General features: G+C 64.5%; 26 protein-coding genes and 1 riboswitch. Of the genes, 16 read left to right on the plus strand and 10 right to left on the minus strand.

The genetic code is table 11. From position 1 onward, the window contains the following. Window positions 1–3: 3 nt before the first annotated feature. The 8 genes from ACYG9V_RS23600 to ACYG9V_RS23635 form a co-directional block, all read right to left on the minus strand. Window positions 4–210, minus strand: a complete 207-nt coding sequence (locus tag ACYG9V_RS23600) for a hypothetical protein (RefSeq protein ID WP_156935574.1) — start codon at window positions 208–210, stop codon at window positions 4–6. After that, entirely contained in the window at window positions 207–1538 is a 1332-nt protein-coding gene (locus ACYG9V_RS23605) for an NADH-quinone oxidoreductase subunit E (protein WP_023670821.1), read from the minus strand. The genes ACYG9V_RS23600 and ACYG9V_RS23605 overlap by 4 nt, the downstream gene beginning before the upstream one ends. Continuing rightward, complete coding sequence (locus ACYG9V_RS23610) at window positions 1539–2051, minus strand: DUF7674 family protein (RefSeq protein WP_023700376.1); 513 nt, start codon at window positions 2049–2051, stop codon at window positions 1539–1541. After that, a complete protein-coding gene (locus tag ACYG9V_RS23615; RefSeq protein ID WP_023685196.1) occupies window positions 2051–3241 on the minus strand; it encodes an NADH-quinone oxidoreductase subunit D in 1191 nt (396 codons plus the stop codon). Before ACYG9V_RS23615 ends, ACYG9V_RS23610 begins: the two co-directional genes overlap by 1 nt. Window positions 3242–3307: 66 nt before the next feature. Further along, the gene (locus ACYG9V_RS23620) at window positions 3308–3685 is read right to left on the minus strand and encodes a four helix bundle protein (protein WP_031196361.1); all 378 of its coding nucleotides are present in this window, start codon (window positions 3683–3685) and stop codon (window positions 3308–3310) included. A gap of 33 nt (window positions 3686–3718) precedes the next feature. Beyond that, window positions 3719–4321, minus strand: a complete 603-nt coding sequence (locus ACYG9V_RS23625; protein ID WP_023685194.1) for an NADH-quinone oxidoreductase subunit C — start codon at window positions 4319–4321, stop codon at window positions 3719–3721. 4 nt (window positions 4322–4325) lie between these two features. Further along, window positions 4326–4907: a NuoB/complex I 20 kDa subunit family protein gene (locus ACYG9V_RS23630; protein ID WP_023670824.1), complete on the minus strand. Its 582-nt coding sequence runs from the start codon at window positions 4905–4907 to the stop codon at window positions 4326–4328. After that, window positions 4898–5263 carry an NADH-quinone oxidoreductase subunit A gene (locus ACYG9V_RS23635; protein WP_023670825.1) on the minus strand — a complete coding sequence of 122 codons (366 nt, stop codon included), beginning with the start codon at window positions 5261–5263 and terminating at the stop codon, window positions 4898–4900. Before ACYG9V_RS23635 ends, ACYG9V_RS23630 begins: the two co-directional genes overlap by 10 nt. Window positions 5264–5591: 328 nt before the next feature. Here ACYG9V_RS23635 and ACYG9V_RS23640 point away from each other — a divergent pair, with 328 nt between their 5' ends. After that, window positions 5592–6815 carry a winged helix-turn-helix domain-containing protein gene (locus ACYG9V_RS23640; RefSeq protein WP_352629119.1) on the plus strand — a complete coding sequence of 408 codons (1224 nt, stop codon included), beginning with the start codon at window positions 5592–5594 and terminating at the stop codon, window positions 6813–6815. A 29-nt stretch (window positions 6816–6844) separates the two neighbouring features. Beyond that, complete coding sequence (locus ACYG9V_RS23645) at window positions 6845–7075, plus strand: hypothetical protein (protein WP_352765462.1); 231 nt, start codon at window positions 6845–6847, stop codon at window positions 7073–7075. Window positions 7076–7090: 15 nt separating this feature from the next. On the opposite strand, the gene ACYG9V_RS23650 is transcribed toward ACYG9V_RS23645, so the two are convergent. Beyond that, a protein-coding gene (locus ACYG9V_RS23650; protein ID WP_352765464.1) for an IS3 family transposase occupies window positions 7091–8280 on the minus strand; the annotation gives its coding sequence in 2 pieces (ribosomal slippage) (window positions 7091–8022 and window positions 8022–8280; 1191 coding nt in all). 77 nt (window positions 8281–8357) lie between these two features. On the opposite strand from ACYG9V_RS23650, the gene ACYG9V_RS23655 reads away from it, so the two are divergent. From ACYG9V_RS23655 to ACYG9V_RS23690, 8 genes are all read left to right on the plus strand, one after another. Next, window positions 8358–8813 carry a DUF6348 family protein gene (locus ACYG9V_RS23655; protein WP_352765480.1) on the plus strand — a complete coding sequence of 152 codons (456 nt, stop codon included), beginning with the start codon at window positions 8358–8360 and terminating at the stop codon, window positions 8811–8813. A gap of 58 nt (window positions 8814–8871) precedes the next feature. Next, window positions 8872–9076: riboswitch (cobalamin riboswitch) on the plus strand. Between the two features lie 38 nt (window positions 9077–9114). Next, window positions 9115–9540 (plus strand): DUF1636 family protein, encoded by a 426-nt coding sequence (locus ACYG9V_RS23660; protein ID WP_023700378.1) that lies wholly within the window; start codon window positions 9115–9117, stop codon window positions 9538–9540. Between the two features lie 2 nt (window positions 9541–9542). Beyond that, entirely contained in the window at window positions 9543–10595 is a 1053-nt protein-coding gene (cobW, locus tag ACYG9V_RS23665) for a cobalamin biosynthesis protein CobW (RefSeq protein WP_352522010.1), read from the plus strand. 18 nt (window positions 10596–10613) lie between these two features. Then, window positions 10614–14294, plus strand: coding sequence for a cobaltochelatase subunit CobN (cobN, locus tag ACYG9V_RS23670; protein WP_352765465.1), 3681 nt, complete (start codon window positions 10614–10616; stop codon window positions 14292–14294). Beyond that, window positions 14291–15754: a precorrin-3B synthase gene (gene cobG, locus ACYG9V_RS23675; RefSeq protein WP_352765467.1), complete on the plus strand. Its 1464-nt coding sequence runs from the start codon at window positions 14291–14293 to the stop codon at window positions 15752–15754. The genes cobN and cobG overlap by 4 nt, the downstream gene beginning before the upstream one ends. 2 nt (window positions 15755–15756) lie before the next feature. Beyond that, window positions 15757–16389, plus strand: coding sequence for a precorrin-8X methylmutase (locus ACYG9V_RS23680; RefSeq protein WP_352741372.1), 633 nt, complete (start codon window positions 15757–15759; stop codon window positions 16387–16389). After that, window positions 16386–17159 (plus strand): precorrin-2 C(20)-methyltransferase, encoded by a 774-nt coding sequence (locus tag ACYG9V_RS23685; RefSeq protein ID WP_031197313.1) that lies wholly within the window; start codon window positions 16386–16388, stop codon window positions 17157–17159. The genes ACYG9V_RS23680 and ACYG9V_RS23685 overlap by 4 nt, the downstream gene beginning before the upstream one ends. Beyond that, window positions 17156–17920, plus strand: coding sequence for a precorrin-3B C(17)-methyltransferase (locus tag ACYG9V_RS23690; RefSeq protein ID WP_352765469.1), 765 nt, complete (start codon window positions 17156–17158; stop codon window positions 17918–17920). The genes ACYG9V_RS23685 and ACYG9V_RS23690 overlap by 4 nt, the downstream gene beginning before the upstream one ends. On the opposite strand, the gene ACYG9V_RS23695 is transcribed toward ACYG9V_RS23690, so the two are convergent. Next, window positions 17884–18657, minus strand: a complete 774-nt coding sequence (locus ACYG9V_RS23695; RefSeq protein WP_352765470.1) for a cobalt-precorrin-6A reductase — start codon at window positions 18655–18657, stop codon at window positions 17884–17886. The two genes, ACYG9V_RS23690 and ACYG9V_RS23695, sit on opposite strands and share 37 nt — an antisense overlap. 154 nt (window positions 18658–18811) lie before the next feature. Between ACYG9V_RS23695 and cbiE the strand changes: the two genes are divergently transcribed. From cbiE to ACYG9V_RS23725, 6 genes are read left to right on the plus strand one after another with little or no spacing between them, the layout of a single operon-like run. After that, window positions 18812–20038: a precorrin-6y C5,15-methyltransferase (decarboxylating) subunit CbiE gene (gene cbiE, locus ACYG9V_RS23700; RefSeq protein WP_352765472.1), complete on the plus strand. Its 1227-nt coding sequence runs from the start codon at window positions 18812–18814 to the stop codon at window positions 20036–20038. After that, window positions 20035–20421, plus strand: coding sequence for a cobalamin biosynthesis protein (locus tag ACYG9V_RS23705; protein WP_023690940.1), 387 nt, complete (start codon window positions 20035–20037; stop codon window positions 20419–20421). The genes cbiE and ACYG9V_RS23705 overlap by 4 nt, the downstream gene beginning before the upstream one ends. Further along, window positions 20418–21188, plus strand: a complete 771-nt coding sequence (gene cobM / locus ACYG9V_RS23710; protein WP_352765474.1) for a precorrin-4 C(11)-methyltransferase — start codon at window positions 20418–20420, stop codon at window positions 21186–21188. Before ACYG9V_RS23705 ends, cobM begins: the two co-directional genes overlap by 4 nt. After that, on the plus strand, window positions 21178–21984 hold the full coding sequence (gene cobA, locus ACYG9V_RS23715) for a uroporphyrinogen-III C-methyltransferase (RefSeq protein ID WP_352765476.1): 807 nt from the start codon (window positions 21178–21180) through the stop codon (window positions 21982–21984). The genes cobM and cobA overlap by 11 nt, the downstream gene beginning before the upstream one ends. After that, entirely contained in the window at window positions 21981–23294 is a 1314-nt protein-coding gene (locus tag ACYG9V_RS23720; protein ID WP_352765477.1) for a cobyrinate a,c-diamide synthase, read from the plus strand. Before cobA ends, ACYG9V_RS23720 begins: the two co-directional genes overlap by 4 nt. Further along, window positions 23291–24058 carry an adenosylcobinamide-GDP ribazoletransferase gene (locus tag ACYG9V_RS23725; RefSeq protein ID WP_352668940.1) on the plus strand — a complete coding sequence of 256 codons (768 nt, stop codon included), beginning with the start codon at window positions 23291–23293 and terminating at the stop codon, window positions 24056–24058. The genes ACYG9V_RS23720 and ACYG9V_RS23725 overlap by 4 nt, the downstream gene beginning before the upstream one ends. The last annotated feature ends 4 nt before the right edge of the window (window positions 24059–24062 follow it).

Below are 24062 nucleotides of genomic sequence, written 5' to 3' on the forward strand. Positions count from 1 at the left end.
GACTTACCTCTTTCCCCGCAAGACGATCGAGAACCACACCAGCACGCCCATGCCGGTCGCGGCCATCGATTCCAGGGTATCCGAAAACGGCAATTCGACGAGGCGCCGAAGCCCCTCCAGAAGGATGTTGGCAGCAGCGATGCAGACAACGCCGATGACAATGCTGCGCAGCGACAGCAAAGATCCGGTGCTTTGCGCTTCAGCCATCAACGTGGCTCCTTGCCGAAGACGCGGATGTATTCGGCGACGCCGCCCTTGGCGAGCGCCTTGGCCTGCTTGCCCCAGTCGTCGCGCTCGATGCGGCCCTGGAAAGCGAGATATCCATCCACCCAGTCGCGCTCGGCCTTATTCCAGGATGCGACCTGTGTGAAGGTGAAGATGCCAAGCGAATGAAGGATGCCCTCGATCTTCGGGCCAATGCCCGAGATCAGCTTGAGATCGTCGACCGCAGCCGGCCTGTCGATTCCGGCCGGACGGTTCTTGTCCTCGAGCGACGGCTTTGCGGGTCTGGCTGTCGGCGCCTTGACGGTCGGGGCCACCGGGGCGTTGGCCGCTGGCGCCTTGAATTCCGGAGCGATGAAGGCAGCTGCCGGCGTGGAGGTGGTCTTCGGGCCATTACGCTGCTTGGCGACCTTCTCGACTTCAGGCGCCGCGGTGTTGGCGTTGGCGGCCGAATGCAGGGGCGCCGGGACGCTCGCCGCTTTTTCCGCCGCCGGTGCAACCTTGGCCCTGGAGGGCGACTTCAACGCCGAGCTGGTTTCCGGCGCATCGGTTTTCGGTTTGCCGGCGTTGGATGGCGCGACCGGGGCGGCCGCTGCAGGAGCGGCAGGAGCCGGAACAGGCGCCGCAATGATTGCGTCGGGCGCCGCGTGGGCAGCCTTGCTCGCCGCCCTGGCTTCCTTGTCGCGCGTTGCTTTGAGGATCGCCTTTTCGCTCTTCAGCGTCGTCAGGCCAGGCGCCGGCTCCGAGCCGGTTCTGCCGTTTTGCGGTCCCGTGGGAACCGAGGCGCCCTTGCCCGCATCGTAAAGATCGATGATTTCGGCCAGCCGCTCGGGGGTGAGATCCTCGAACGTATCCTTGAAGACCATCACCATCGGCGCGTTGACGCAGGCGCCGAGGCATTCGACTTCCTCCCACGACAGTGTGCCCTTGTCGTTGGTGTGGAATTGGTCGTGATGGATTTTCGAGCGGCACACATCCATCAGCGCTTCCGAGCCGCGCAGCATGCAGGGCGTGGTGCCGCAGACCTGGATATGTGCGCGCGTGCCGACCGGATTGAGCTGGTACTGCGTGTAGAAGGTCGCGACTTCGAGGCCGCGAATGCGCGGCATGCCGAGCATGTCCGAAATCGTCTCGATCGCCGCCTTGGTGACCCAGCCTTCCTGCTCCTGCGCAATCATCAGCAAGGGAATGATCGCCGACTGCTCGCGGCCCTTCGGATATTTCTTGATCCATTGCTTCGCAACCGCCGCATTCGCCCGGTTGAAGGCGAAGGAGGCTGGCTGGACGCTTGCTTCTGCGAGACGGCGGACTGACATTTAGCGATCGGGCCCCTGCTCTGCTACGAGAGCTATTGCGGTTTCACATTCTTTCTGATGAGAAAACGGAATGCGTTCGGCAGATCGAGCAACACTCGCAAATCGCTCTGCGGGCAACATGTATTGCCACAGCCCCAGAACAGTTTGCCTTACTTGAGGCGAGATCCATGCCATGACCGCATCAGCGTCGATGTCATCGTCGAACAAGTGCTCGTAAAAAGCGACACCAGCCGCATTCCAAATCTGTTTGTTCGGGTGAACGGCAGCCCATTGGGCGAACCCGTGCATTCTACCCAGCTTGTCGACGTCATTGTCGCGGTGGGCAAGGCGCGTCTTGGGTAGCAGGGTAAAAAAGAAGTCATAGATCGAACAGTGCTGAGTCGAGTTGTAAGAAGCCTCTGCGAACTCGACCGGCAGCATGGCTTTTGCCAATTCGCGCCACCGCGGTAGGGCAGCGTCGGCATTCCCTCGAACACCGACCTGAGAGCGCACTGTAGGATTGGCTGCCGCCATCACCGATCAACCTCCCCGAAGACGATATCGAGGGAACCCAGGACGGCAGTGACGTCGGCCAGCATGTGGCCGCGGCAGAGGAAATCCATGGCTTGCAGATGCGCGAAGCCGGGCGCGCGCAGCTTGCAGCGATAGGGCTTGTTGGTGCCGTCGGAGACGAGATAGACACCGAACTCGCCCTTCGGCGCCTCGACGGCAGCATAGACCTCGCCGGCCGGCACGCGATAGCCCTCGGTGTAGAGCTTGAAATGATGGATCAGCGCTTCCATCGAGCGCTTCATCGCCTGGCGCTTCGGCGGCACCACCTTGCCGTCGAGGTTCGACACCGGCCCGGTGCTCTCCTTGCCGAGCAGAAGGTCGACGCACTGGCGCATGATTTTCGCCGACTGGCGCATCTCTTCCATGCGCACGAGATAACGGTCGTAGCAGTCGCCGTTCTTGCCGATCGGGATGTCGAAATCCATCTCGGAATAGCATTCATAAGGCTGCGACTTGCGCAAATCCCAGGCCGCACCCGAGCCGCGCACCATGACGCCGGAAAAGCCCCAGGCCCAGGCGTCGGCAAGCGACACGATACCGATATCGACATTGCGTTGCTTGAAGATGCGGTTGCCGGTAAGCAGCCTGTCGAGGTCGTCAAGCGACTTCAGGAACGGGTCGATCCACTTGCCGATGTCCTCGACCAGCTTCGCCGGCAGATCCTGGTGCACGCCGCCGGGACGGAAATAGGCCGCATGCATGCGCGAACCGGAAGCGCGCTCATAAAACACCATCAGCTTTTCGCGTTCGACGAAACCCCACAGCGGCGGCGTCAGCGCGCCGATATCCAGCGCCTGCGTCGTCACATTGAGGATGTGCGACATGATGCGGCTGAGCTCGGAATAGAGCACGCGGATCAACTGGCCGCGCTTCGGCACTTCGATGCCGAGCAACCGCTCGGTGGCGAGCGCGAAGGCATGCTCCTGGTTCATCGGTGCGCAATAGTCGAGCCGGTCGAGATAGGGCACTGCCTGCAGATAGGTTTTGTGCTCGATCAGCTTTTCGGTGCCGCGATGCAGCAAGCCGATATGCGGATCGACGCGGTCGACCACCTCGCCGTCAAGCTCCAGCACAAGACGCAAAACACCGTGCGCCGCAGGGTGCTGCGGTCCGAAGTTGATGTTAAAGTTGCGGACGGAGGTTTCAGCCATTCTGGCGCCTCTGGCGAAGAGTCAGTAGTGAGTAGTGAGTAGTGATCATCAATCTCAATGCCTGCTTCATTCCGCCTGCTTGGCCTGCACCGTTCGGATAAGAGATCTCATCATTTTTCCAATCTCTTCGCATCGCAGCGGCAGCTCAATCTCATTGTCTTTTCGCAGCAGGCCAACCCGACATGCCAGCAGTATGTGTGTCTCCAGTTCCTTCAACGAGCCTTGCGCCATGCGCAAAAATTGAACGAACGACCCTCTGTTCTCCCGACCGTATCCCTCCGCGACGTTCGCTGCGACCGAAACCGCCGATCGGCGCATCTGAGAGGTCATGCCGTAAATCTCATCCCTCGGAAACTCTTTGGTGAAACGGTAGCAATCCTCAGCAAGCGTCATCGCCGATTGCCACACCTTCAAGTCGCGATAAGATTCGATCCGTTGCTCCAAATCTTTTGCTACTGACTACTCACTACTTCCTACTCACTGTTTCGCCTTCTCATCGCCCGGCAGGACGTAGTCCGTCCCTTCCCATGGCGAGAGAAAATCGAAGTTCCTGAATTCCTGCTTCAATTCCACCGGCTCGTAGATCACGCGCTTGGCTTCGTCGTCGTAGCGCACCTCGACGAAACCGGTCAGCGGGAAGTCCTTGCGCAGGGGATGGCCCTCGAAACCGTAGTCCGTGAGGATGCGGCGCAGGTCCGGATGGCCGGAGAACAGCACGCCATAGAGATCGTAGGCCTCGCGCTCATACCAGTCGGCGCCGGGATAGACAGCGGTGAGCGACGGCACCAGCGTCTCTTCGTCGGCCTGCACCTTGATGCGGATGCGCAAATTCTGCTTCGGCGAAAGCAAATGATAGACGACATCGAAACGCTTGACGCGCGACGGGTAGTCGGCGCCGCAGATATCGATGATCGAAATGAACTGGCAGCCCGAATTGTCACGCAGGAAGCTTGTCACCTCGATCAGATTGTCTGTAGCAACCGAGATCGTCAGTTCGCCATAGGCAAGCACCGCATCGGTGACGCGGCCCGGCAGCTTTTCGCCGAGATAGGTCGACAGTTCGCTCAGGGATGCGGCCATGGGTCTACCGTTCGATCGTGCCGGTGCGGCGGATCTTCTTCTGCAGGAGAAGAATGCCGTAGAGCAGCGCTTCGGCGCTCGGCGGGCAGCCGGGCACATAGATGTCGACCGGCACGATGCGGTCGCAGCCGCGCACCACCGAATAGGAATAGTGATAATAGCCGCCGCCATTGGCGCAGGAGCCCATCGAGATGACGTAGCGCGGCTCCGGCATCTGGTCGTAGACCTTGCGCAAAGCGGGGGCCATCTTGTTGGTCAGCGTTCCCGCCACGATCATTATGTCCGACTGGCGCGGCGACGCGCGAGGAGCCACGCCAAACCGCTCCGAATCATAGCGCGGCATCGAGGTGTGGATCATCTCGACGGCACAGCAGGCGAGACCGAAGGTCATGAACATCAGCGAGCCGCTGCGTGCCCAGGTGATCAGCGCCTCGGTCGAGGTGACCAGAAAACCCTTGTCGGCCAGTTCATTGTTGATCTCGAGGAAGAACGGATCGTCGGAACCGACCGGACGTCCGGTATTGGGGTCGATCAGGCCTTTGGGCTTCGGCGCGACGAGCGTTCCGGAACTGTCGTTCAATCCCATTCCAGCGCTCCTTTTTTCCACTCATAGGCAAAGCCGATGGTCAGCACCGCCAAAAACACCATCATCGACCAGAAACCGAGCATGCCGATCTTCGAGAACGACACCGCCCACGGAAACAGGAAGGCCACTTCCAGATCGAAGATGATGAACAGGATCGACACCAGGTAGAAGCGGATGTCGAATTTCATCCGGGCATCGTCGAACGAGTTGAACCCGCACTCGTAGGCGGAAAGCTTCTCCGGATCGGGATTGCGATAAGCCACCAGGAACGGCGCGATGATAAGCGCCAGGCCTACAACTGCGGCCACGGCGATGAAGAGGACGATGGGCAGGTATGAACTGAGGAGTACGTTCATGCTCGGCTTTCCGTTGGCGGCCAATCCACTTTGATTACAGCAACCAACCCTAATGCGGAAGCGCGACAGTTTAACCGCTGAACCGTTTTAGGTGCCTTTGCTGCAACGCGGCGACTGGTTAGCGCACGGCTTTCAGCGAAGCAAGTCAAACCTTGTTCAAAAGACAGTGCTGGACGGCAGGCCGGGAAAAACTGGTCCGATCTCCTCCTGTTTGATTTCCTTCATCTTTCACTCCACTTTTGTCTCCTGACACATCTCCCGCCATTTGCCTGCTAGCATGACCGGAATCGCCGGCTAAAGTCGGGAAAATGGTTCGAGGCAAGACACTTTGACGAAGGACAAAATCTCACTCCCCGCGGCCAGGCGCATCGCGCTCGCCGCGCAAGGATTTCTCGATCCCCGCCCGGTCGGCACGCCCGATCGCCGCCACCTCGCCCGCGTGCTGTCGCGCACCGGCTTGCTGCAGATCGATTCCGTCAGCGCGGTGGTGCGCGCCCACTATATGCCGCTCTATTCGCGGCTTGGCCCCTACCCGCTGGCTTTGCTCGACAATGCGGCCATCACCCGCAAACGCACGGTGTTCGAATACTGGGCGCATGAGGCCTCGTTCCTGCCGGTCGAGACCTACCCGCTGATGCGCTGGCGCATGCAGCGGGCCGAGCAAGGCGACGAAATGTATCTCGGCCTCGCCAAATGGGGCCGCGAGCACGCCGCCTATATCGAAGAGATCTACCGCGCGGTCGCCGAGCGCGGCCCGATTGCCGCTTCGGCACTGGAAGGCCAGAAAGGTTCGGGCGGCTGGTGGGGCTGGAGCCACGCCAAGCACGCCTTCGAATGGCTCTTCTGGGCCGGACGCATCACCACGGCGCACCGCCGTGGCTTCGAACGCTTCTATGACCTGCCCGAGCGCGTGCTGCCGCAGGCGATCCTCGATCTGCCGGTGCCGACCGCCGAGGACGCGCACCGCGAATTGCTGCGCATTTCTGCCCGCGCCCACGGCATCGCGACGTCGGGTGACCTGCGCGATTATTTCCGCTTGTCGCCGGCCGACATGAAGGGCCGGTTGGAGGAACTGGTCGAGATGGGCGAGTTGCTGCCGGTAAACGTCGAAGGTTGGGACAAGCCGGCTTACCTCTATAGGGACGCCCGCCTGCCGCGAAAGATCGAGGCCCGCGCCTTGCTGGCCCCCTTCGATCCGGTGGTCTTCGAGCGCGCGCGCACCGAGCGTCTCTTCGATTTCCGCTACCGCATCGAGATCTACACCCCGGCCGACAAGCGGCAATATGGCTATTACGTGCTGCCTTTCTTGCTCGGCGACAAGATCGTCGCCCGCGTCGACCTCAAGGCCGACCGGCCTGCGAGTGTCTTACGCGTCCACGCCGCCTATGCCGAAGCAGGCGCACCGCCTGAGACCACCGCACAGCTTTTCGAGGAACTAAAGGAGATGCAGGGCTGGCTTGGCCTTGAGCGCATCGAAGTGACGCCGGCCGGCAATCTGGGGCCGGCATTGGCTAGCGAGAGAGATGGCCAACCCTTGCAGCGTCTGTCATAGACGCCTCAATAAGCCTCGTAGGTTGTGCAATGGCATCGGACAAAGTGCTCGACATGATCCATGGCGCCCTCATTGCGCATGGAATAGATGCAGTCCGCAGAGATAGGGACGTCATGCTCCAATCGAAGCAGCTTCGGTTTGAGGCTGAGGTGTTCGAGACGAGTTCTGACCGGCTGGTCCTGGAAATCTACATTTTTTCTCCGCTGCTTGATGTTCAGCCGGTCATTGAATCCTTTGCTGGCTTCGGCGACACGCGCTGACGTTGCCCCCAAGTTTTATCCAATTCTGAGTTCGCTCCGGCGATGAATGTTGCCCTGTTGGGCGGTTTGAGCGACGGGCACCGGCGCGGAGCTGATCATCGTGCGCAGCGCTGTGTCCCGTCGCGGGGTGAAGGTGTGGGCGAACTCGAAGGGGGTCTGCCATCCGAGCCTCGAATGTGGGCGATTGAAGTTGTAGTCTGCCCGCCAACTGGCCAAGACCGCGCGAGCCTGTGCCAATGAGGTGAACAGCATCTCGTTCAGCAGTTCTTCACGGAGGCGACCGTTGAAGCTCTCGATGAAGCCGTTCTGCATTGGCTTGCCCGGCGCGATATAATGCCAGTCCACGCGGCTTGCATCGGCCCAGGCAAGGATCGCATTGCTGGTCAGTTCGCTGCCATTGTCACTGACCACCATCTTCGGCTTGCCGCGTTCGATCATGAGCCGATCGAGTTCGCGGGCAACCCTCACGCCGGACAGAGACGTATCCGCGACCAACCCCAGGCACTCGCGCGTGCAGTCGTCGACGACGGTCAATATCCGGAAGCGACGGCCATCGGTCAGCTGATCCGACACGAAGTCCAGTGACCAACGGTCGTTGGGTGCAACGGGGACCATCATCGGTGCCCGCGTTCCAATGGCTCGCTTGCGACCGCCACGGCGCCGTACGGCAAGCTTCTCCTCGCGATAGAGCCGGAACAGACGCTTGTGATTGACCACATAACCTTCCCGCCGCAGCAGCACATGCAGGCGGCGATAGCCGAAGCGCCGGCGCTCATGCGCGATCGCCTTCATCCGCTCCCGCAGGTCACCATCGTCGCCACGGATCGCCTTGTGGCGAACCGTCATCCGGCAGCAGCCGATGGTCTTGCACGCCCGCCGCTCGCTCATCTCGAATGCCGTTCGAAGATGCGCGACGGCCTCTCGCTCGGCAGCGGGCGTCACCATTTTTTTCCGAGAAGATCTTTCAAAGCGGCGTTGTCGAGCATGGCGTCCGCCAGGAGTCGCTTCAGACGAGCGTTCTCATCCTCCAGCGTCTTCAGCCGCTTCGCTTCCGACACGTCCATGCCTCCATACTTGGCCTTCCATTTGTAGATGCTGGCGTCGCTGACCCCGTGCTTGCGGCACAGATCGGCCACCGAAACTCCGGCCTCGTGCTCCTTCAAAATCCCGATGATCTGCTCTTCACTGAAACGGCTGCGCTTCATTCTCTGGTCCTCGCGTTGGGCCAGAGCGAACTTCAAACCGGATTAAGCCAAAGGGGCAACGTCAGCGCGAACAGGAACTGAACCAGGCGTTTGAAAAGTTTCTCCGTGGTGTTTTCCATGTGGCCATTGAGGGACTGGCCGATCACGTCTGCGAGAACATGCAGGCCGAAATAGAGCTTTGGCAGCGAAGCAGCGCCAGTTGGAAGATCTGGCGAAAAGATGCCCGCTGGAAAATCTATAGCGGCCCGGTCATTTCCCAGGCCACAACCGAGCTATGCTCGCTGACACCAGGCTATCCAGCATTCTATGCCAAGCTGGAAAAGCTGTTCACAGCTTCGGTACCCCCCGGAAGCCATTTTGTCCGGACCTTTCTGGCAGGCTTGAAGGGCACGCTGATTAGTGCCGAAGTCCTTCTGGACAACGCGGTTTGGCATGAGGGACAGAATCTGGCTGTCGGTCATGACTGGGACTATAGCGATGGCTATCAAGCTATCCGACAGGTCATCCTGGCACTGCCGGAAGCCGGGACATGACAGCCCCTGCCGACATCGCCATGTCGTAGCCGTGCGTTGACACCGCCGCCCGCAAAAGCCTAAATCCGCTGCAGACGGTCCCCTGCCCGCAACGGCAAGGGCCAAGAGGGAATGCGGTGCGGGATTTCGGTCCCAAATCCGCGGCTGTCCCCGCAACTGTAAGCGACGAGCCAAGGCCGAAAGCCACTGGGTAACACCGGGAAGGCGGCTAACCAAGGCGACGACCCGCGAGCCAGGAGACCTGCCGTCTGAGACAAAGTATCCGATCGCCTGGCGGGTTTCCGGGCAAGGAGCACGGTTTTTGGACCAGAACAGCAGTTTTTCGGCTGGCACAGCGGACATTGCGTCCGGGGACAACGACGCCCTGACCGGCGTGACCGTCATCGTCTGCGCCTCCTGCCGCGATGAGACCGGTTCCGACGCCCATCCGCGCGCCGGCGAATTGCTGGCTGAGGACACACGCCGCGCCGCTGCCGGCGATATCCGAGTCCGCACCGCCGAATGTCTCGGCAATTGCAAGCGCCGCCTCAGCGCCGCGATCCTGCGCGATGGCTGCTGGAGCTATGTCTTCGGCGATCTGACCGCAACCAGCGGCGCCGACCTCGTTACCGGCGCAAAGCTCTTCGCGACTTCGGCCGACGGCCTCATCCCGTGGCGCGGCCGGCCCGATAGCCTCAAGCGCGGCCTCGTTGCCCGCATCCCACCCCTCGACATGCTGAAGGACTGACGATGAACGCTTCAAACCCGGCCGCCAACCTCTCCCGTGTTCCCTGCACTGTCGTTACAGGCTTCCTCGGCGCCGGCAAGACGACGCTGGTCCGCCATCTCCTGGAAAATGCCGGCGGCAAGCGCATCGCCATCATCGTCAACGAGTTCGGCGACATCGGCATCGACGGGGAAATCCTGAAAGGCTGCGGCATCGACACCTGCCCCGAGGAAAACATCGTCGAACTGGCCAATGGCTGCATCTGCTGTACAGTCGCCGACGATTTCGTGCCCGCCCTCGACAAGATCCTCGCGCTGACACCGAAGGTTGACCACATCCTGATCGAGACCTCGGGCCTGGCTCTGCCCAAGCCGCTGGTCCAGGCGTTCCAGTGGCCGAGCGTGAAGAGCCGGGTAACCGTCGACGGTGTCATCGCCGTGGTAGACGGCCCGGCGCTGGCCGAAGGCCGCGTCGCCAACGACATGGACGCTTTGCAGGCACAGCGCGCTCAGGACGAGACGCTCGACCATGACGATCCTGTCGAAGAAGTGTTCGAGGACCAGATCGCCTGCGCCGATTTGATCATCCTGTCGAAGAGCGATCTGATGGACGCCCCCGGTTCGGCCCGCGCCAACGCCATCATCAATGAACATTCCGCCCGCGCGGTAAAAATCGTGCCGACTGCGCATGGCAAGGTCGACCCGTCGGTGCTGCTTGGCCTCGGTCTCGCCGTCGAAGACGACATCGAGAACCGCAAGTCGCATCACGACGGCGCTTTCGATCATGAGCATGACGATTTCGACACCTTCATCGTCGACATCCCCTCGATCACCAATCCGGACGAACTGGCAAAGCGCGTCGCTGCCGCCGCCGAACAGGAAAACGTGCTTCGCGTGAAAGGCTTCGTCGAGGTCGGCGGCAAGCCGATGCGGCTTTTGCTGCAGGCCGTCGGCCCACGCGTCAACCATTACTATGACCGCGCCTGGACGGCCGAGGACGATCGCCGCTCGCGTCTCGTCGTCATTGGCCTGAAGGGGCTGAACCGTCCGGCGATCGAGCGTATACTCGCCGGTTGATCTCAGGCACGAGCCGCGATGCACATACTCACCACGACCTCCGCCTCGCTCGACGATCTCGCCGAGCCGGTTGATCTCCGGCAGACGCCGGCGGATATCGTGGCGCTGTCCTTCACCGACAGCGACCTCGCCGGCCTCGCGGCGGCCTGGAAGGCCGATGCCGCCCGCCTGCCGTCGATGCGGCTGGCGGCGTTGCGCGACCTGCGTCATCCCATGTCCGTGGACCTCTGGATCGACAGCGTCGCCCGCCAGGCCAAGGTGATCTTGGTGCGCATCCTCGGCGGCTATGACTGGTGGCGCTATGGCTGCGACCAACTCGCGGTGACTGCTCGCGAACGTGGCATCAAGCTGGCGCTGCTGCCTGGTGAAAGCCATGACGAGGACCTCAGGCTGATCGAAGCCTCGACGCTGCCGCGCGAGGAGCAGGACGGCCTGCTGGGCTATTTCCGCGAGGGCGGGCCGGAGAATATGGCAGCGCTGATGCAGCGGCTGGCGGGGTTGGCTGGGCAGGATGCGGCGGCGGCTGAGCCGGTCAGCGTGCCGAAAGCTGGCTACTACGAGCCAGGCTGCGGCGTCGTAGGCAAGTTGGATTTTGCCGATGTCGGCGTTCCTTCACACCCCCCTCTGTCCTGCCGGACATCTCCCCCGCAAGGGGGGAGATCAGCCGGCGCGGACCTCGGCACTTTTTCTGCCCAGCCGATAATAGATTCCTCTGCAACATCCCCGATCGGCGAAAGCGTCGATGACAGCGCAATCTCCCCCCTTGCGGGGGAGATGTCCGGCAGGACAGAGGGGGGTGGGCGGGAACTCGGCGCAGACAACATCAACCCTCCCATCATCCCCATCCTCTTCTACCGCTCGATGCTGCTGGCCGCCGATGTCGCGCCAATCGATGCCCTCTTTGATGCACTCCGCCAGCGCGGCATGAGACCGATCCCGATCTTCGTCTCCAGCCTCAAAGACCCGACCTCCCTGGCCTTCGTCGAAACTGCTCTGGCCGCGCTCAACCCCGCCGCCATCATCACCGCGACCGCCTTCGCTTCCGGCGCCGAACCGGGCGTCGAAACCTTGTTCGACCGCGCCGGCGTGCGTGTCTTCCAGGTCATCGTCGCCACCACCCGCCGCGACGTCTGGGACAACAACCAGCGCGGCCTGGCGCCCGCCGACCTCGCCATGCATGTCGTGCTGCCCGAACTCGACGGCCGCATCCTCGCCAGCGCGATTTCCTTCAAGGGCGAGAGCGAGACCGACCCGGCGCTCGGCCACCGCGCCTTCGCCAACCGCCCGGAACCGGATCGCGTGGCGCAAGTGGCGGACAGGCTAGCGGCGTTCACACGGTTGCAGCAGACGCCCCGCGCGACGCGTAAGTTGGCGATCCTCATTCCGGACTATCCGAGCGCGCCCGGCCGCACTGGCTATGCAGTGGGCCTGGATGTGCCGTCCAGCGTGCTGGCCATGCTGCATGACCTGAAGGAGCAGGGCTATCGCGTTGACGGGATTCCAGAAACGCCGCGTGCGCTGCTGGACGCGTTGGAGCGGAGCGATGGTGGGCTGGGGCTGGAAGAGTATCTGGACTTCTCGAAGGATTTGCCGGCTGAGGCACTGGCTGCAGTCGAGGCGGCATGGGGTGCTCCTTCACGCTCCCCCTTGTGGGGAGGGTCGGTTCGCGACATTCGCGAAGCGGATGGCGCGAAACGGGGTGGGGGTAGCGGTGCACCACCCCCACCCGGCCCTGCGGGCCACCCTCCCCACAAGGGGGAGGGCAAGAGCGGCTTCCCTTTCCGCGCCGCCACCTTCGGCAACATCACTGTCGCTCTCGCCCCCGACCGTGGCCGCTCGGCCGACCGCCGCGCCGACTACCACGACCCGACGCTGCCGCCGCGCCACGATCTGCTGGCCTTCGGCCTGTGGCTGCGCAAATCGCTCCGCATCCATGCTCTCATCCATGTCGGCGCCCATGGCACGCTGGAATGGCTGCCCGGCAAGACGGTAGCGCTCTCACAAAACTGCTTCCCCGAGATCGTCACCGGCTCGTTGCCCGTCATTTACCCCTTCATCGTCTCCAATCCCGGCGAAGCGGCGCAGGCGAAGCGGCGTATCGCCGCCGTCACGCTTGGCCATCTGCCGCCGCGGCTGACCGGTGCCGGCCTCGACGAAGGGCAGCACAAGCTCGAACGCCTCGTCGACGAATATGCCCAGGCCGACGGCCTCGACCGCCGCCGCCGCGATCGTCTGGCCAAGCTGATCGTCGACACGGCGCAAAAGACCGGCTTCGCCTCCGAAGCCGGCGTCGCCGGAACCGATGCGCCCGACGAGGCGCTGCGCCGCATCGACGCCTGGCTCTGCGACCTCAAGGATTTCGCCATCAAGGACGGCCTGCATATTTACGGCCGCGCGCCAGACGACGAACCCGACGCCATGCGCCGGCAAAGCGCCGAAGCCGAGAAGGCCGCGCTGCTGGCGGCGCTCGACGGCCGTCACATCAAGGCGGGTCCGGCGGGCGCACCGGCGCGTGGCCGCTCCGACGTGCTGCCCACCGGCCGCAACCTGTTCACCTCCGACCCGCGCACCATGCCGACGCCGACCGCCTACGATCTGGGAAAGGCGGCGGCAGAAGAAGTCGTGCGCGGCTATATGCAGTCGCATGGCGACTGGCCGCGCTCGCTGGTCATCGACCTCTGGGGCTCGGCCTCGCTGCGCACCGGCGGCGAGGAGATCGCGCAAGGCCTGGCGCTGATGGGCTGCCGGCCGCAATGGGATTCGGCCACCGGCCGCATCACCGGCATCGAAGTGCTGCCGCCGGCCACGCTCGGTCGCCCGCGCGTCGATGTCACCTGGCGGATTTCGGGTCTGTTCCGCGACATGTTCCCGACCCAGATCGCGCTGATCGACGCCGCCGCCAACGCCGTTGCCGCGCGCGACGAGGACGATTCGGAAAACCCGCTCGCCGCCAGAACCCGTGCCGATGGCAAGATCGGCCCGCGCATCTTCGGCACCTCGCCCGGCACCTACGGCGCCGGCGTCGAGGACCTGCTGTCCAGCGGCGACTGGGTCGGGCGCGAAGAAATCGGCCGCGCCTATCTCGATGCGACATCACATGCTTATGGCGGCGCAGAGGGCGAAGGCATCGCCTCCCCCGGCGCTTTCGAGACCCGCGTCGCCGAGGCCGATCTGCTGGTCCACACCGGCGACGATCCCGGCCGCGACATTCTCGAGGGCTCCGCCGACGTCGCCTTCATCGGCGGCTTTTCGGCCGCCCTTGCGGCATTGGGCCGAAATGCCGACGTCATCGTGCTCGACACCACCGACCCGCAAAAGCCGAAGCCGCGCTCGGTCGGCGAGGCTGTGTCGCGGGTTGTGCGGGCGCGAGCCGTCAATGCACGCTTTATAGCCGGCCAGATGCGGCATGGTCCGCGCGGCGCTTCCGAGTTTGCCGAAACCGTCGACCGCCTCATCGGCTTTGCCGAAACCACGCACGCCATTTCGGGCGCGTTGATCGAGGCCGTGCATGACGCCTATGTCGGCGATCCCGATGTCCGCGCCTTCATCCTGCGTGAAAATCCGGCCGCTGCCAAAGTCATCGCCGAGCGCTTCCTGTCGGCGCGCCGGCGCGGTCTCTGGCATCCCTTGCGCAACGCGATCGACGACGATCTCGCGGCGTTGATCGCCGAGGCCGAGGCGCTCGGGGTCGCGGCATGAACGCCTTCTCGCGCCGCGGCGCCTGTCCGGCTCTCTCGGCGCCGATGCAGACCGGCGATGGCCTGCTGGTGCGGCTCAACCCGGTTGCTGGAGGGCTTTCCCCCAAGTCGCTGATCGGACTCTGCGAATCCGCCTTGAAGCGCGGCAACGGCATCATGGAAGTGACCGCACGAGGCAGCCTGCAGATACGCGGCCTGACGGCGGAAAGTGCCGTGCTGTTGGCGGCGGAGGTCGATGCACTGGGGATTGCAGTGCGTACCGGCGTGCCGGTCGAGACCGGGCCGCTGGCCGGCATCGATCCGCGGGAGATTGCCGATCCGCGAGCTTTGGCTGAGCGGATCAGGGCTGCGGTCGAGGAAGCTGGGCTGACGCCAAGGCTCGGACCGAAGGTGTCGGTGGTTGTCGATGGTGGCGGGCAGCTGACGATGGATGGGGTGACGGCCGATGTCAGGCTGAAGGCGGTGCGGGTGGGCGGCAACGTTATGTGGGCTTTGTCTGTTGCCGGCGACGGTCAAAGCGCGAGGCCGCTTGCGACGGCCGATGAGAATGCAGCGCGCGATATTGCGGTTGCTGTGCTGAGGATGGTTGCCGAGAAGGGGCGTGACGCCCATGCAAAGGATTTGTCGGAGAGGCAATTGGCCTCTCTCGCAAGCTGGCATTCCTTCGCGCCCCCCTCTGTCCTGCCGGACATCTCCCCCTCAAGGGGGGAGATCAGCAGGGTCGCCGGCGGCTCTCCACTTTCCACGCTGAAAATTGGCGAAATCGCCCACGAATACGCAATCTCCCCCCTTGAGGGGGAGATGTCCGGCAGGACAGAGGGGGGTGTGCAGGATCGCCGGCCTATCGGTCTTTTCCCCTTATCCAACGACACCACCGCTCTCGGCATAGCCCTCCCCTATGGCAGCATGCCGGCCGAAAAACTCATCGCCCTCGCCCAAAGCGCCCTGTCCCTCGGCGTCGCCGAAATCCGCCTCGCCCCCGGCCGCGCCTTGCTGTTCCTCGGCCAACCATCGTCCGCAAACGACCTCCTGCAAGCCACCGCCACCGCGCTCGGCTTCGTCACCGCCGCCGCCGACCCGCGCACCCGCATCGCCGCCTGCCCCGGCACTCCTGCCTGCGCATCCGGCCAAATCGCCACGCGCGACATCGCCGAGACAATCGCCGCCGAAAACGCTGATATCCTCGACTTCACACTGCACATTTCCGGCTGCGCCAAGGGCTGCGCTCACCCCGGCTCTGCCGCGCTAACAATCGTCGGCGGCGAAAACGGAGCCGGACTTGTCGTGAACGCGACGGCAAAGGCCCTTCCTGCGGGCTACAGGCCGGGCTATGACGCCGCACGCGGCGTCAGTCGCGTCGCGGCGATGGTCCGCAGCGCACGATTTCAGGGCGAAACCGCCGCCGCTTGCCTGACAAGGCTCGGGCCGGCGGCAATCGCCGAAAGCTACCGACAGGAATAAGCATGGCCGCCTACGATTACATCCATGACGGCAACGCCATCTATGAGCGCTCTTTTGCCATCATCCGCGCCGAAGCCGATCTGTCCCGCTTTTCCGAGGCCGAGGCCGACGTTGCCATCCGCATGATCCATGCCTGCGGCCAGGTCGAAGCATCAAGTCATTTTGTTTTCTCCAGCGATTTCGTCGCCGCCGCCCGCAGCGCCTTGGCGGCCGGCGCGCCGATCTTCTGCGATGCCGAAATGGTCTCGCATGGCGTCACCCGCGCCAGGCTGCCGGCCGGCAATGAGGTGATCTGCACCTTGCGCGACCCGCGCACGCAGGACATTGCCAAGGAGATCGGCAACACCCGCTCGGCGGCGGCAATCGATCTGTGGGGCGAGCTTATGGCCGGTTCGGTGGTCGCCATAGGCAATGCGCCGACGGCACTGTTCTATCTCCTGGAAAAATTGCGCGACGGCGCGCCGAAGCCGGCGGCGATCATCGGCATGCCGGTCGGCTTCGTCGGGGCCGCCGAATCCAAGGATGCGCTGGTGCAGAATTCCTATGGCGTGCCCTACGCCATCGTGCGCGGCAGGCTTGGCGGCAGCGCCATGACTGCAGCCGCGCTCAATTCGCTGGCGAGGCCCGGCCTGTGAACGCAGCTGTCAAAGAAGATCTGGCAAAAGGCCGCCTCGTCGGCGTCGGCACCGGTCCCGGCGATCCCGAACTCTTGACGCTGAAAGCCGCGCGCGTCCTGGCCGAGGCCGATGTCGTTGCCTATTTCGCCAAGCGCGGCAACAACAGCAACGCGCGCGCCATCGTCGAGGCGCGTTTCCGGCCGGATATGCTGGAACTGCCGCTTCTCTATCCCGTCACCACCGAGATCGACAAGGATCACGACGACTACCGTTCGCAGATCACCGATTTCTACGAGGAGTCGGCCGAGAAGGTCGCCGAACACCTCGAAGCCGGCCGCATGGTCGCCGTGCTCTCCGAAGGCGACCCGCTGTTCTACGGCTCCTACATGCACCTGCATGTCCGCCTCGCCCATCGCTTCCCGACCGAAGTCATCCCCGGCGTCACCGCCATGTCGGGCTGCTGGTCGCAGACCGGCGTGCCGATTGTCCAGGGCGACGATGTGCTGACGGTTTTGCCCGGCACGATGAGCGAATTCGAACTGACACGCCGTCTCGCCGACACCGATGCCGCCGTCATCATGAAGGTCGGCCGCAACCTGCCCAAGATCAGGCGGGCGCTGGAGGCCACCGGCAAGCTCGCCCGCGCCGTCTATGTCGAGCGCGGCACCATGGCCGGCAGCATCACGATGAGGCTTGCCGACAAGCCGGACGACAAGGCGCCCTATTTCGCCATCGTGCTGGTTGCCGGCTGGTCCGGCCGGCCTGGCGTCATGGGAGCCAAGCCATGAGCGGCCGCCTCACCGTCATCGGCCTTGGGCCCGGCAATGCCGATCAAGTGACGCCGCAAGCCAGCCGCGCCGTCGCCGAGGCAAAGTTCTTCTATGGCTACAAGCCTTATCTCGACCGGCTGGAGCTGCGCCCGGACCAGACCCGCGTCGCCTCGGATAATCGCGAGGAACTCGCCCGCTCCAAGGACGCGCTGGTCAAGGCCGCCGAGGGCCATGACGTCGCCGTCGTTTCCGGCGGCGATCCCGGCGTCTTTGCCATGGCCGCCGCGGTCTGTGAGGCGATCGAGGCCGGTCCGGCCGAGTGGCGCGCGGTCGATGTCGCCGTCGTGCCGGGCATCACTGCGATGCTGGCTGTCGCCGCCCGCATCGGCGCCCCGCTCGGCCATGATTTCTGCGCCATCTCGCTATCCGACAATCTCAAACCGTGGGAGCTGATCGAACTGCGCCTGCTCGCTGCCGCCGGCGCCGGCTTCGTCATCGCGCTCTACAATCCGATCAGCAAGGCGCGCCCTTGGCAGCTCGGCCGTGCCTTCGAATGCCTGCGCGCCATCCTGCCCGGCACCACGCCGGTCATCTTCGGCCGCGCCGCCGGCCGCCCGGACGAGCGCATCGAGGTCTTTTTGCTGGCCGATGTCGACGCGCAAAAGGCCGACATGGCGACCTGCATCATCATCGGTTCGCCGGAAACACGGATCATCAAGCGCGGCGACAAACCGGCGCTGGTCTACACGCCGCGCTCCGCGACGGGGTCGAGCAAATGATCGACCCAAAATTTATCAACAAGAGCGGCGAGTTCATCGACGGTCTCGGTCGAAGGCACCTCCGGCAGGAAGGGCCTGCGCACCATCACCACCTCGATACCGAGCGCCCGCGCCGCGGCGATCTTGCCGTAGGTGGCCTCGCCGCCGCTGTTCTTGGATACGACGACATCGATGCGGTGCTCCTCGAGCAGTGCGCGTTCATCCGCCTCGCGGAATGGCCCGCGCGCCAGAAGGTAGGCCGCATCCGGCACCGCCAGTTTCGGCTCGACCGGATCGACGCTGCGAACAAGGTAGTGATGCTGCGGCGCCGCCTCGAAAGCCGCGACCTCTTGGCGACCAAGCGCCAGGAAGATACGGCGCGGCGCCGGTCCAAGCGCGTGCACCGCATCGCCTGTCGTATCGGCCTGCGTCCAGCGGTCGCCATCGACAGGCTCCCAGCCAGGGCGGCGCAGCGCCAGGATCGGCACACCGGTCAGGCGCGAGGCTTGCGCCGCATTGGCGGAAATTCGCGCGGCATAGGGATGCGTCGCGTCGATCAGCAGATCGGTTCGCGTCTCCTTGAGATAGGCCGCCAGCCCGTCGGCGCCGCCAAAGCCGCCGCTGCGCACCGGCACGCCTTGCGCGACCGGGCTTTCGGTACGGCCGGCCAGCGACAGAGTGACGAGGAAATCTTCCACCAGTTTTCCGGCCAATTGGCGCGCTTCTGTCGTGCCGCCAAGGATCAGAATCTTCTTCATGAGCACCATGTTGAACAGCGTCGGCGCTGCCCCTCACCCCTACCCTCTCCCCCTGAAGAACGGGGAGAGGGAGGCGTCAGCGCCGGAGCGTCTCCCTTCTCCCCGTCACTACACGGGGAGAAGGTGCCGGCAGGCGGATGAGGGGCGGCGCGACATGTCAAAAAAACAGCCCACGCCAAAATGGCTTACAATCGTCGGCATCGGCGAGGACGGTTTAGCGAGTCTCGGCGACGAGGCCAAGCGGCAGATCGCTGACGCCGAGACCGTCTTCGGCGGCAAGCGGCATCTGGCGCTGGTAGCTTCGCTCATCAAGGGTGAGCAGCGCCCATGGCCGGTGCCCTTCGATGCCGGCATTGCTGACGTGCTGGCGCTGGCCGGCCGGCGCGTCTGCGTGCTCGCCTCCGGTGATCCATTCTTCCACGGCGTCGGCGCCACCCTTGCCCGCAAGGTCAAGCCTGAAGAGATGCATGTCATCCCCGCGCCATCGGCGATTTCGCTGGCTGCCGCCCGGCTCGGCTGGGCGTTGCAGGACATCGAGACGATCTCGCTGCATGGAAGGCCGCTCGACCTGATCCGGCCGCTGCTGCATCCCAGCGCGCGCATCCTGGCGCTGACATCAGACGGCGATGCACCCACAGCAATCGCGCGCCTGCTCGTAGAGCTCGATTTCGGCGCTTCACGGCTGACGGTTTTGGAAGCGCTGGGCGGACCGAACGAGAAGCTTCGCTCGGCACGTGCCGACGCTTTCGATCTCAGAGACATCAATCCGCTCAACGTGCTGGCGCTTGAGCTTGAATCGACACAAGAGGCCCGCATCCTGCCGCTGACCGTTGGCCGCGCCGACCATCTGTTCGAGCACGACGGCCAGATCACCAAGCACGACATCCGCGCCATCACGCTTGCGGCGCTGGCGCCGAGGCGTGGCGAATTGCTGTGGGACATCGGCGCCGGTTCCGGCTCCATCGGCATCGAATGGATGCTCGCCCATCCCTCGATGCGCGCCATTGCCATCGAGGCCAACAGCGACCGCGCCGCCCGCATCGTCCGCAACGCCGCGCATTGCGGCGTGCCCGGTCTTGTCGTGGTGGAAGGGTCGGCGCCCAAGGCACTGGCCGGGCTGGACACGCCGGATGCGATCTTCATCGGCGGAGGTGGCAGCGACGCCGGCTTACTGAACGCCGCCATCAAGTTGCTGCCATCCCGTGGCCGTCTCGTTGCTAATGCGGTGACGCTGGAGATGGAGGCGCTGCTTCTCGCGGAGCACATCAAGCGCGGCGGCGACCTTACCCGCATCACCATTTCCCGCGCTTCTCCTGTCGGTTCGATGCAGGCCTGGCGCCCGGCCGTGCCGGTCACCCAGTGGAGCTGGGTGAAGCCATGATGGTGGCGGGCATCGGCAGCCGGAAGGGCGTGAGCGTCGAAGACGTGCTCGCGGCGATCGAAACCGCCCTCGAAGCGCACGGGCTGGCGATAACGGCGCTGTCGGCCTTGGCCACCGCCGCGCTCAAGAAAGACGAAGAAGCGATCTCTGCCGCTGGCCGCACGCTCAACCTTCCCGTCATCATCGTTGATGACGCAGCACTTCAGGCCGTCTCGTCGGAGGCACTCAGCAAATCCGATCTCTCGCAGGATCTCGCCGGCACACCCTCAGTCTCAGAAGCCTCCGCCCTTGCCGTTGCCGGCCCCGGTGCAAAGCTGCTTGGTCCACGCACCGTGCTCGGCCCGGTCACCTGCGCCATCGCCATCAGCGGAGACGCGCCATGACCGTGCATTTCATCGGCGCCGGTCCCGGTGCCGCCGACCTCATGACACTGCGCGGCGCCAAGCTGCTGGCAAGCTGCCCGGTCTGTCTGCATGCCGGCTCGATCGTCGCGCCGGAATTGCTGCAGCACTGCGCGCCTGGCACAAAACTGATCGACACCGCGCCCATGTCGCTCGACGAGATCGAGGCCGCGTATCTGGAAGCCCATCAGGCCGGCCATGACATCGCCCGCCTGCATTCCGGCGATCTCTCGGTGTGGAGTGCGGTTGCCGAGCAGATCCGCCGGCTGGAAAAGCACGGCATCCCCTACACGCTGACGCCGGGCGTTCCCTCTTTCGCCGCCGCAGCCGCAGCCCTTCGCCGCGAACTGACCATTCCCGAGGTGGCGCAAAGTCTGGTGCTGACCCGCGTCTCCGGCCGCGCCTCGAAAATGCCGCCGGGCGAAACGCTGGCCGGCTTCGGCCGCACCGGCGCCACACTGGCCATTCATCTCGCCATCCACGCCATCGACCGAGTCGTCGCCGAATTGTCGCCGCATTATGGCGGCGATTGCCCGGTGGCGATCGTCTTTCGCGCTTCATGGCCGGACGAGCGCGTGCTGACCGGCACGCTCGCCACCATCGAGGCACTGCTCGCCGCCGACCCGATGGAGCGCACGGCGATCATCTTCGTCGGCCGCTCGCTGGCAGCGGAAGGTTTTGGCGAGAGTTCATTGTACGACGCCCACTATCAGCGGCGTTTCCGGGGACGGACGGATTGTGAGCGGTAAAAGCGAAAACACCACGCTCGAACAGGCCCTTGCCCGGCTGAACTTCAAGCCGCGCCGGCTTGAGCCGGGCCATGTCTGGCTGGCCGGCGCCGGCCCCGGCGATCCCGGCTGCCTGACGCTGGAAGTGCTGGCGGCATTGGCCGAGGCCGACGCTGTGGTCTATGACGCGCTGGTCTCCTCTGAGGTTGTCGCCGTTGCGGACAATGCCCAGCTGTTCTTTGCAGGAAAACGCGGCGGCAAACCGTCGATGAAGCAGGACGATATCACCGCTTTGCTGGTGCGGCTGGCACGCGAGGGCCGCCGCGTCGTCCGGCTGAAGGGCGGCGATCCCTATATTTTCGGCCGCGGCGGCGAAGAGGCGCTGGCGCTGGCGCGCGAAAAAATCCCTTTCCGCGTCATGCCCGGCCTGACATCGGGGCTGAGCGCGCTGGCCGCCACCGGCATTCCCGCAACTATGCGCGGCATCAACAAGGCGATCATTCTGGCGACAGGTCATGCCGCCGGCACCGATGACGATCTCAACTGGGGCGCGATCGCCCGCACCGGCCAGCCGGTGGTCATCTATATGGGCATGGCCAATCTGCCTGTTATCGCCGCGTCGCTGCTCGAAGGCGGGCTGGCGCCGTCGACGCCGGCGGCTGTCATCGTTTCGGCGACGACACCGCAGGAGCGGACCGTCGTCGCGACACTCGCCACCATTTCCGAAGCGGCCGCCGCGGCGGAATTGGCCTCGCCGGCCCTCATTGTCGTCGGCGGCATCGTCGCCATGCGCGCGGCACTGGCGGGTAACGCATGACCCGCGCCATCATCATCGGCGCGCCGCGTTCCGGCTCCGGCAAGACCAGCGTCACCATCGGCATTTTGCGCGCGCTCGCCCGGCGCGGCATCAAGGTGCGCGGCGCCAAGTCCGGCCCCGACTATATCGATCCGGGTTTTCATACCGCCGCCACTGGCCTGTCCGGCGTCAACCTGGACAGTTGGGCGATGTCGCCTGACCTGCTCAACGCGTTGGCCGGCAATGCCACCGAGGACGCCGATTTTATCTTCCTCGAAAGCGCCATGGGCCTGTTCGACGGCATCCCGGCCGGACAAGGCCGCACCGGCTCGGCCGCCGATCTGGCGCGGCTCTACCACCTGCCGGTGCTTTTGGTGCTCGACGTCTCGGGACAGTCGACGACGGCGGCCGCCGTCGCCAAGGGTTTTGCCACCTACGACCCGGATGTGCGCATGGCCGGAATCGTGCTCAACCGTCTCGGCAGCGAGCGCCACCGCAAGCTGTGCAGCGAGGCGATCGAAACGCTCCGCCTGCCGGTCGTCGGCGCCATCCTGCGCGATCCCACGCTCAATTTGCCGGAGCGCCATCTCGGCCTCGTCCAGGCCGGCGAATATGCCGACCTGATGACGCATCTCGACCGCCTCGCCGACATGGTCGAGAAATCCCTCGACCTTGACGCCATCATGGCGCTGGCCGCGCCGTTTTCGCCGGCATCAGGCAGTTTCGAACATGCCTTGCAGCCGCCCGGCCAACGAATCGCGCTCGCCGAAGACGCCGCCTTCACCTTCCTCTATCCGCACGTCGCCGCCCACTGGCGTCAGGCCGGCGCCGAGATCGTGCCGTTCTCGCCGCTAGCCGACGAAGCACCGGTGCAGAATTGCGATGTCTGCTGGCTGCCCGGCGGCTATCCCGAGCTCCACTCCGGCAGCCTCGCGGCGGCGACCAATTTCCGAGCTGGCATGGCCAGGTTTGCCGAGACCAAGCCGATCCATGGCGAGTGCGGCGGCTTCATGGTGCTGGGCGAAGCGCTGGAGGACGCGGCCGGCGAGACGCACGCCATGCTTGGCCTGCTCGGCCATTCCACCAGCTTTGCCAAGCGCAAGATGAACCTCGGCTACCGCGAGGCACGCCTGCGCGTCGCCTGTCCGCTGGGGCCGCAAGGCGCGCTGATCCGTGGCCATGAATTCCACTATGCGCAGATGATTGCGACCGGCAATGACGAGCCGTTGGCCGATCTCGCCGACGGTCAGGGCAATCCGCTCGGCGCCTCCGGCTATCGCCGCGGCCATGTCAGCGGCACCTTCTTCCACGCCATTGCGAGGGGTGCATGACCTCCGTGCCCTCGCCCCGGCAAGCGTTCGACGACGTCGCGCTTTGCCTCGTCTTCTTCACCCGGCTGCCGCTGCCGGTCTTCGACCTTCGTGGCCGCAGCCTGGCCGATGCGATCTGGGCGGCGCCTGTCGCCGGCCTCGCCGTCGCTGTGGCTGGTGCTGTCGTCTACGCCGCGGGCGTACAGCTCGGCCTTGCCCCCGGCCCGGCAGCAGCCCTTGCGCTTGCAGCAACCCTGCTCGCCACGGGCTGCCTGCATGAGGACGGGCTTTCCGATGTCGCAGATGGCTTTGGCGGCGGCAAGACACGCGATAAAAAACTGGAGATCATGCGCGACAGCCGCATCGGCGCCTATGGCGCTTCGGCTCTTGGCCTGTCGATGCTCATCCGCTGGAGCGCGCTGTCGCAACTGGCCAATCCGACAGGCGTGCTCTTCGCGCTGATCGCCGCCCACGCCGCATCGCGCGGCCTGCTCGGCGCGTTCATGCATTTGGCGCCGGCGGCGCGCAGTGACGGCCTGTCTGCCGGCGCCGGGACCGTCTCGACCCAGACAGCTGTTCTCGGCGCCGTGCTCGGGGCCATCCCGCTTCTGACTCTGGGGCTCGGCGGCGCCTTTGCCGCACTGATCCTGCTCGCTCTCGTGTTCAGCGCCTTGCGCGCGCTCTGCCTCAACCAGATTGGCGGCCACACCGGTGACACGATCGGCGCCCTGCAGCAGTTGGGCGAGATCACTGTCCTGCTCGTCGCTTCCATTTCCCTGTCCTGATTCT

The sequence above is a fragment of the Mesorhizobium sp. W016 genome (assembly GCF_054719485.1).

Coding starts and splice junctions, on each gene's coding strand:
- cbiE (WP_352765472.1), top strand. CDS start 18,812: ATGTCAAAAAAACAGCCCACGCCAAAATGGCTTACAATCGTCGGCATC.
- ACYG9V_RS23725 (WP_352668940.1), top strand. CDS start 23,291: ATGACCTCCGTGCCCTCGCCCCGGCAAGCGTTCGACGACGTCGCGCTT.
- ACYG9V_RS23695 (WP_352765470.1), bottom strand. CDS start 18,657: ATGAAGAAGATTCTGATCCTTGGCGGCACGACAGAAGCGCGCCAATTG.
- cobW (WP_352522010.1), top strand. CDS start 9,543: ATGAACGCTTCAAACCCGGCCGCCAACCTCTCCCGTGTTCCCTGCACT.
- cobM (WP_352765474.1), top strand. CDS start 20,418: ATGACCGTGCATTTCATCGGCGCCGGTCCCGGTGCCGCCGACCTCATG.
- ACYG9V_RS23645 (WP_352765462.1), top strand. CDS start 6,845: ATGGCATCGGACAAAGTGCTCGACATGATCCATGGCGCCCTCATTGCG.
- ACYG9V_RS23690 (WP_352765469.1), top strand. CDS start 17,156: ATGAGCGGCCGCCTCACCGTCATCGGCCTTGGGCCCGGCAATGCCGAT.
- ACYG9V_RS23635 (WP_023670825.1), bottom strand. CDS start 5,263: ATGAACGTACTCCTCAGTTCATACCTGCCCATCGTCCTCTTCATCGCC.
- ACYG9V_RS23615 (WP_023685196.1), bottom strand. CDS start 3,241: ATGGCTGAAACCTCCGTCCGCAACTTTAACATCAACTTCGGACCGCAG.
- ACYG9V_RS23610 (WP_023700376.1), bottom strand. CDS start 2,051: ATGGCGGCAGCCAATCCTACAGTGCGCTCTCAGGTCGGTGTTCGAGGG.
- cobG (WP_352765467.1), top strand. CDS start 14,291: ATGAACGCCTTCTCGCGCCGCGGCGCCTGTCCGGCTCTCTCGGCGCCG.
- ACYG9V_RS23625 (WP_023685194.1), bottom strand. CDS start 4,321: ATGGCCGCATCCCTGAGCGAACTGTCGACCTATCTCGGCGAAAAGCTG.
- cobN (WP_352765465.1), top strand. CDS start 10,614: ATGCACATACTCACCACGACCTCCGCCTCGCTCGACGATCTCGCCGAG.
- ACYG9V_RS23630 (WP_023670824.1), bottom strand. CDS start 4,907: ATGGGATTGAACGACAGTTCCGGAACGCTCGTCGCGCCGAAGCCCAAA.
- ACYG9V_RS23680 (WP_352741372.1), top strand. CDS start 15,757: ATGGCCGCCTACGATTACATCCATGACGGCAACGCCATCTATGAGCGC.
- ACYG9V_RS23605 (WP_023670821.1), bottom strand. CDS start 1,538: ATGTCAGTCCGCCGTCTCGCAGAAGCAAGCGTCCAGCCAGCCTCCTTC.
- ACYG9V_RS23720 (WP_352765477.1), top strand. CDS start 21,981: ATGACCCGCGCCATCATCATCGGCGCGCCGCGTTCCGGCTCCGGCAAG.
- ACYG9V_RS23705 (WP_023690940.1), top strand. CDS start 20,035: ATGATGGTGGCGGGCATCGGCAGCCGGAAGGGCGTGAGCGTCGAAGAC.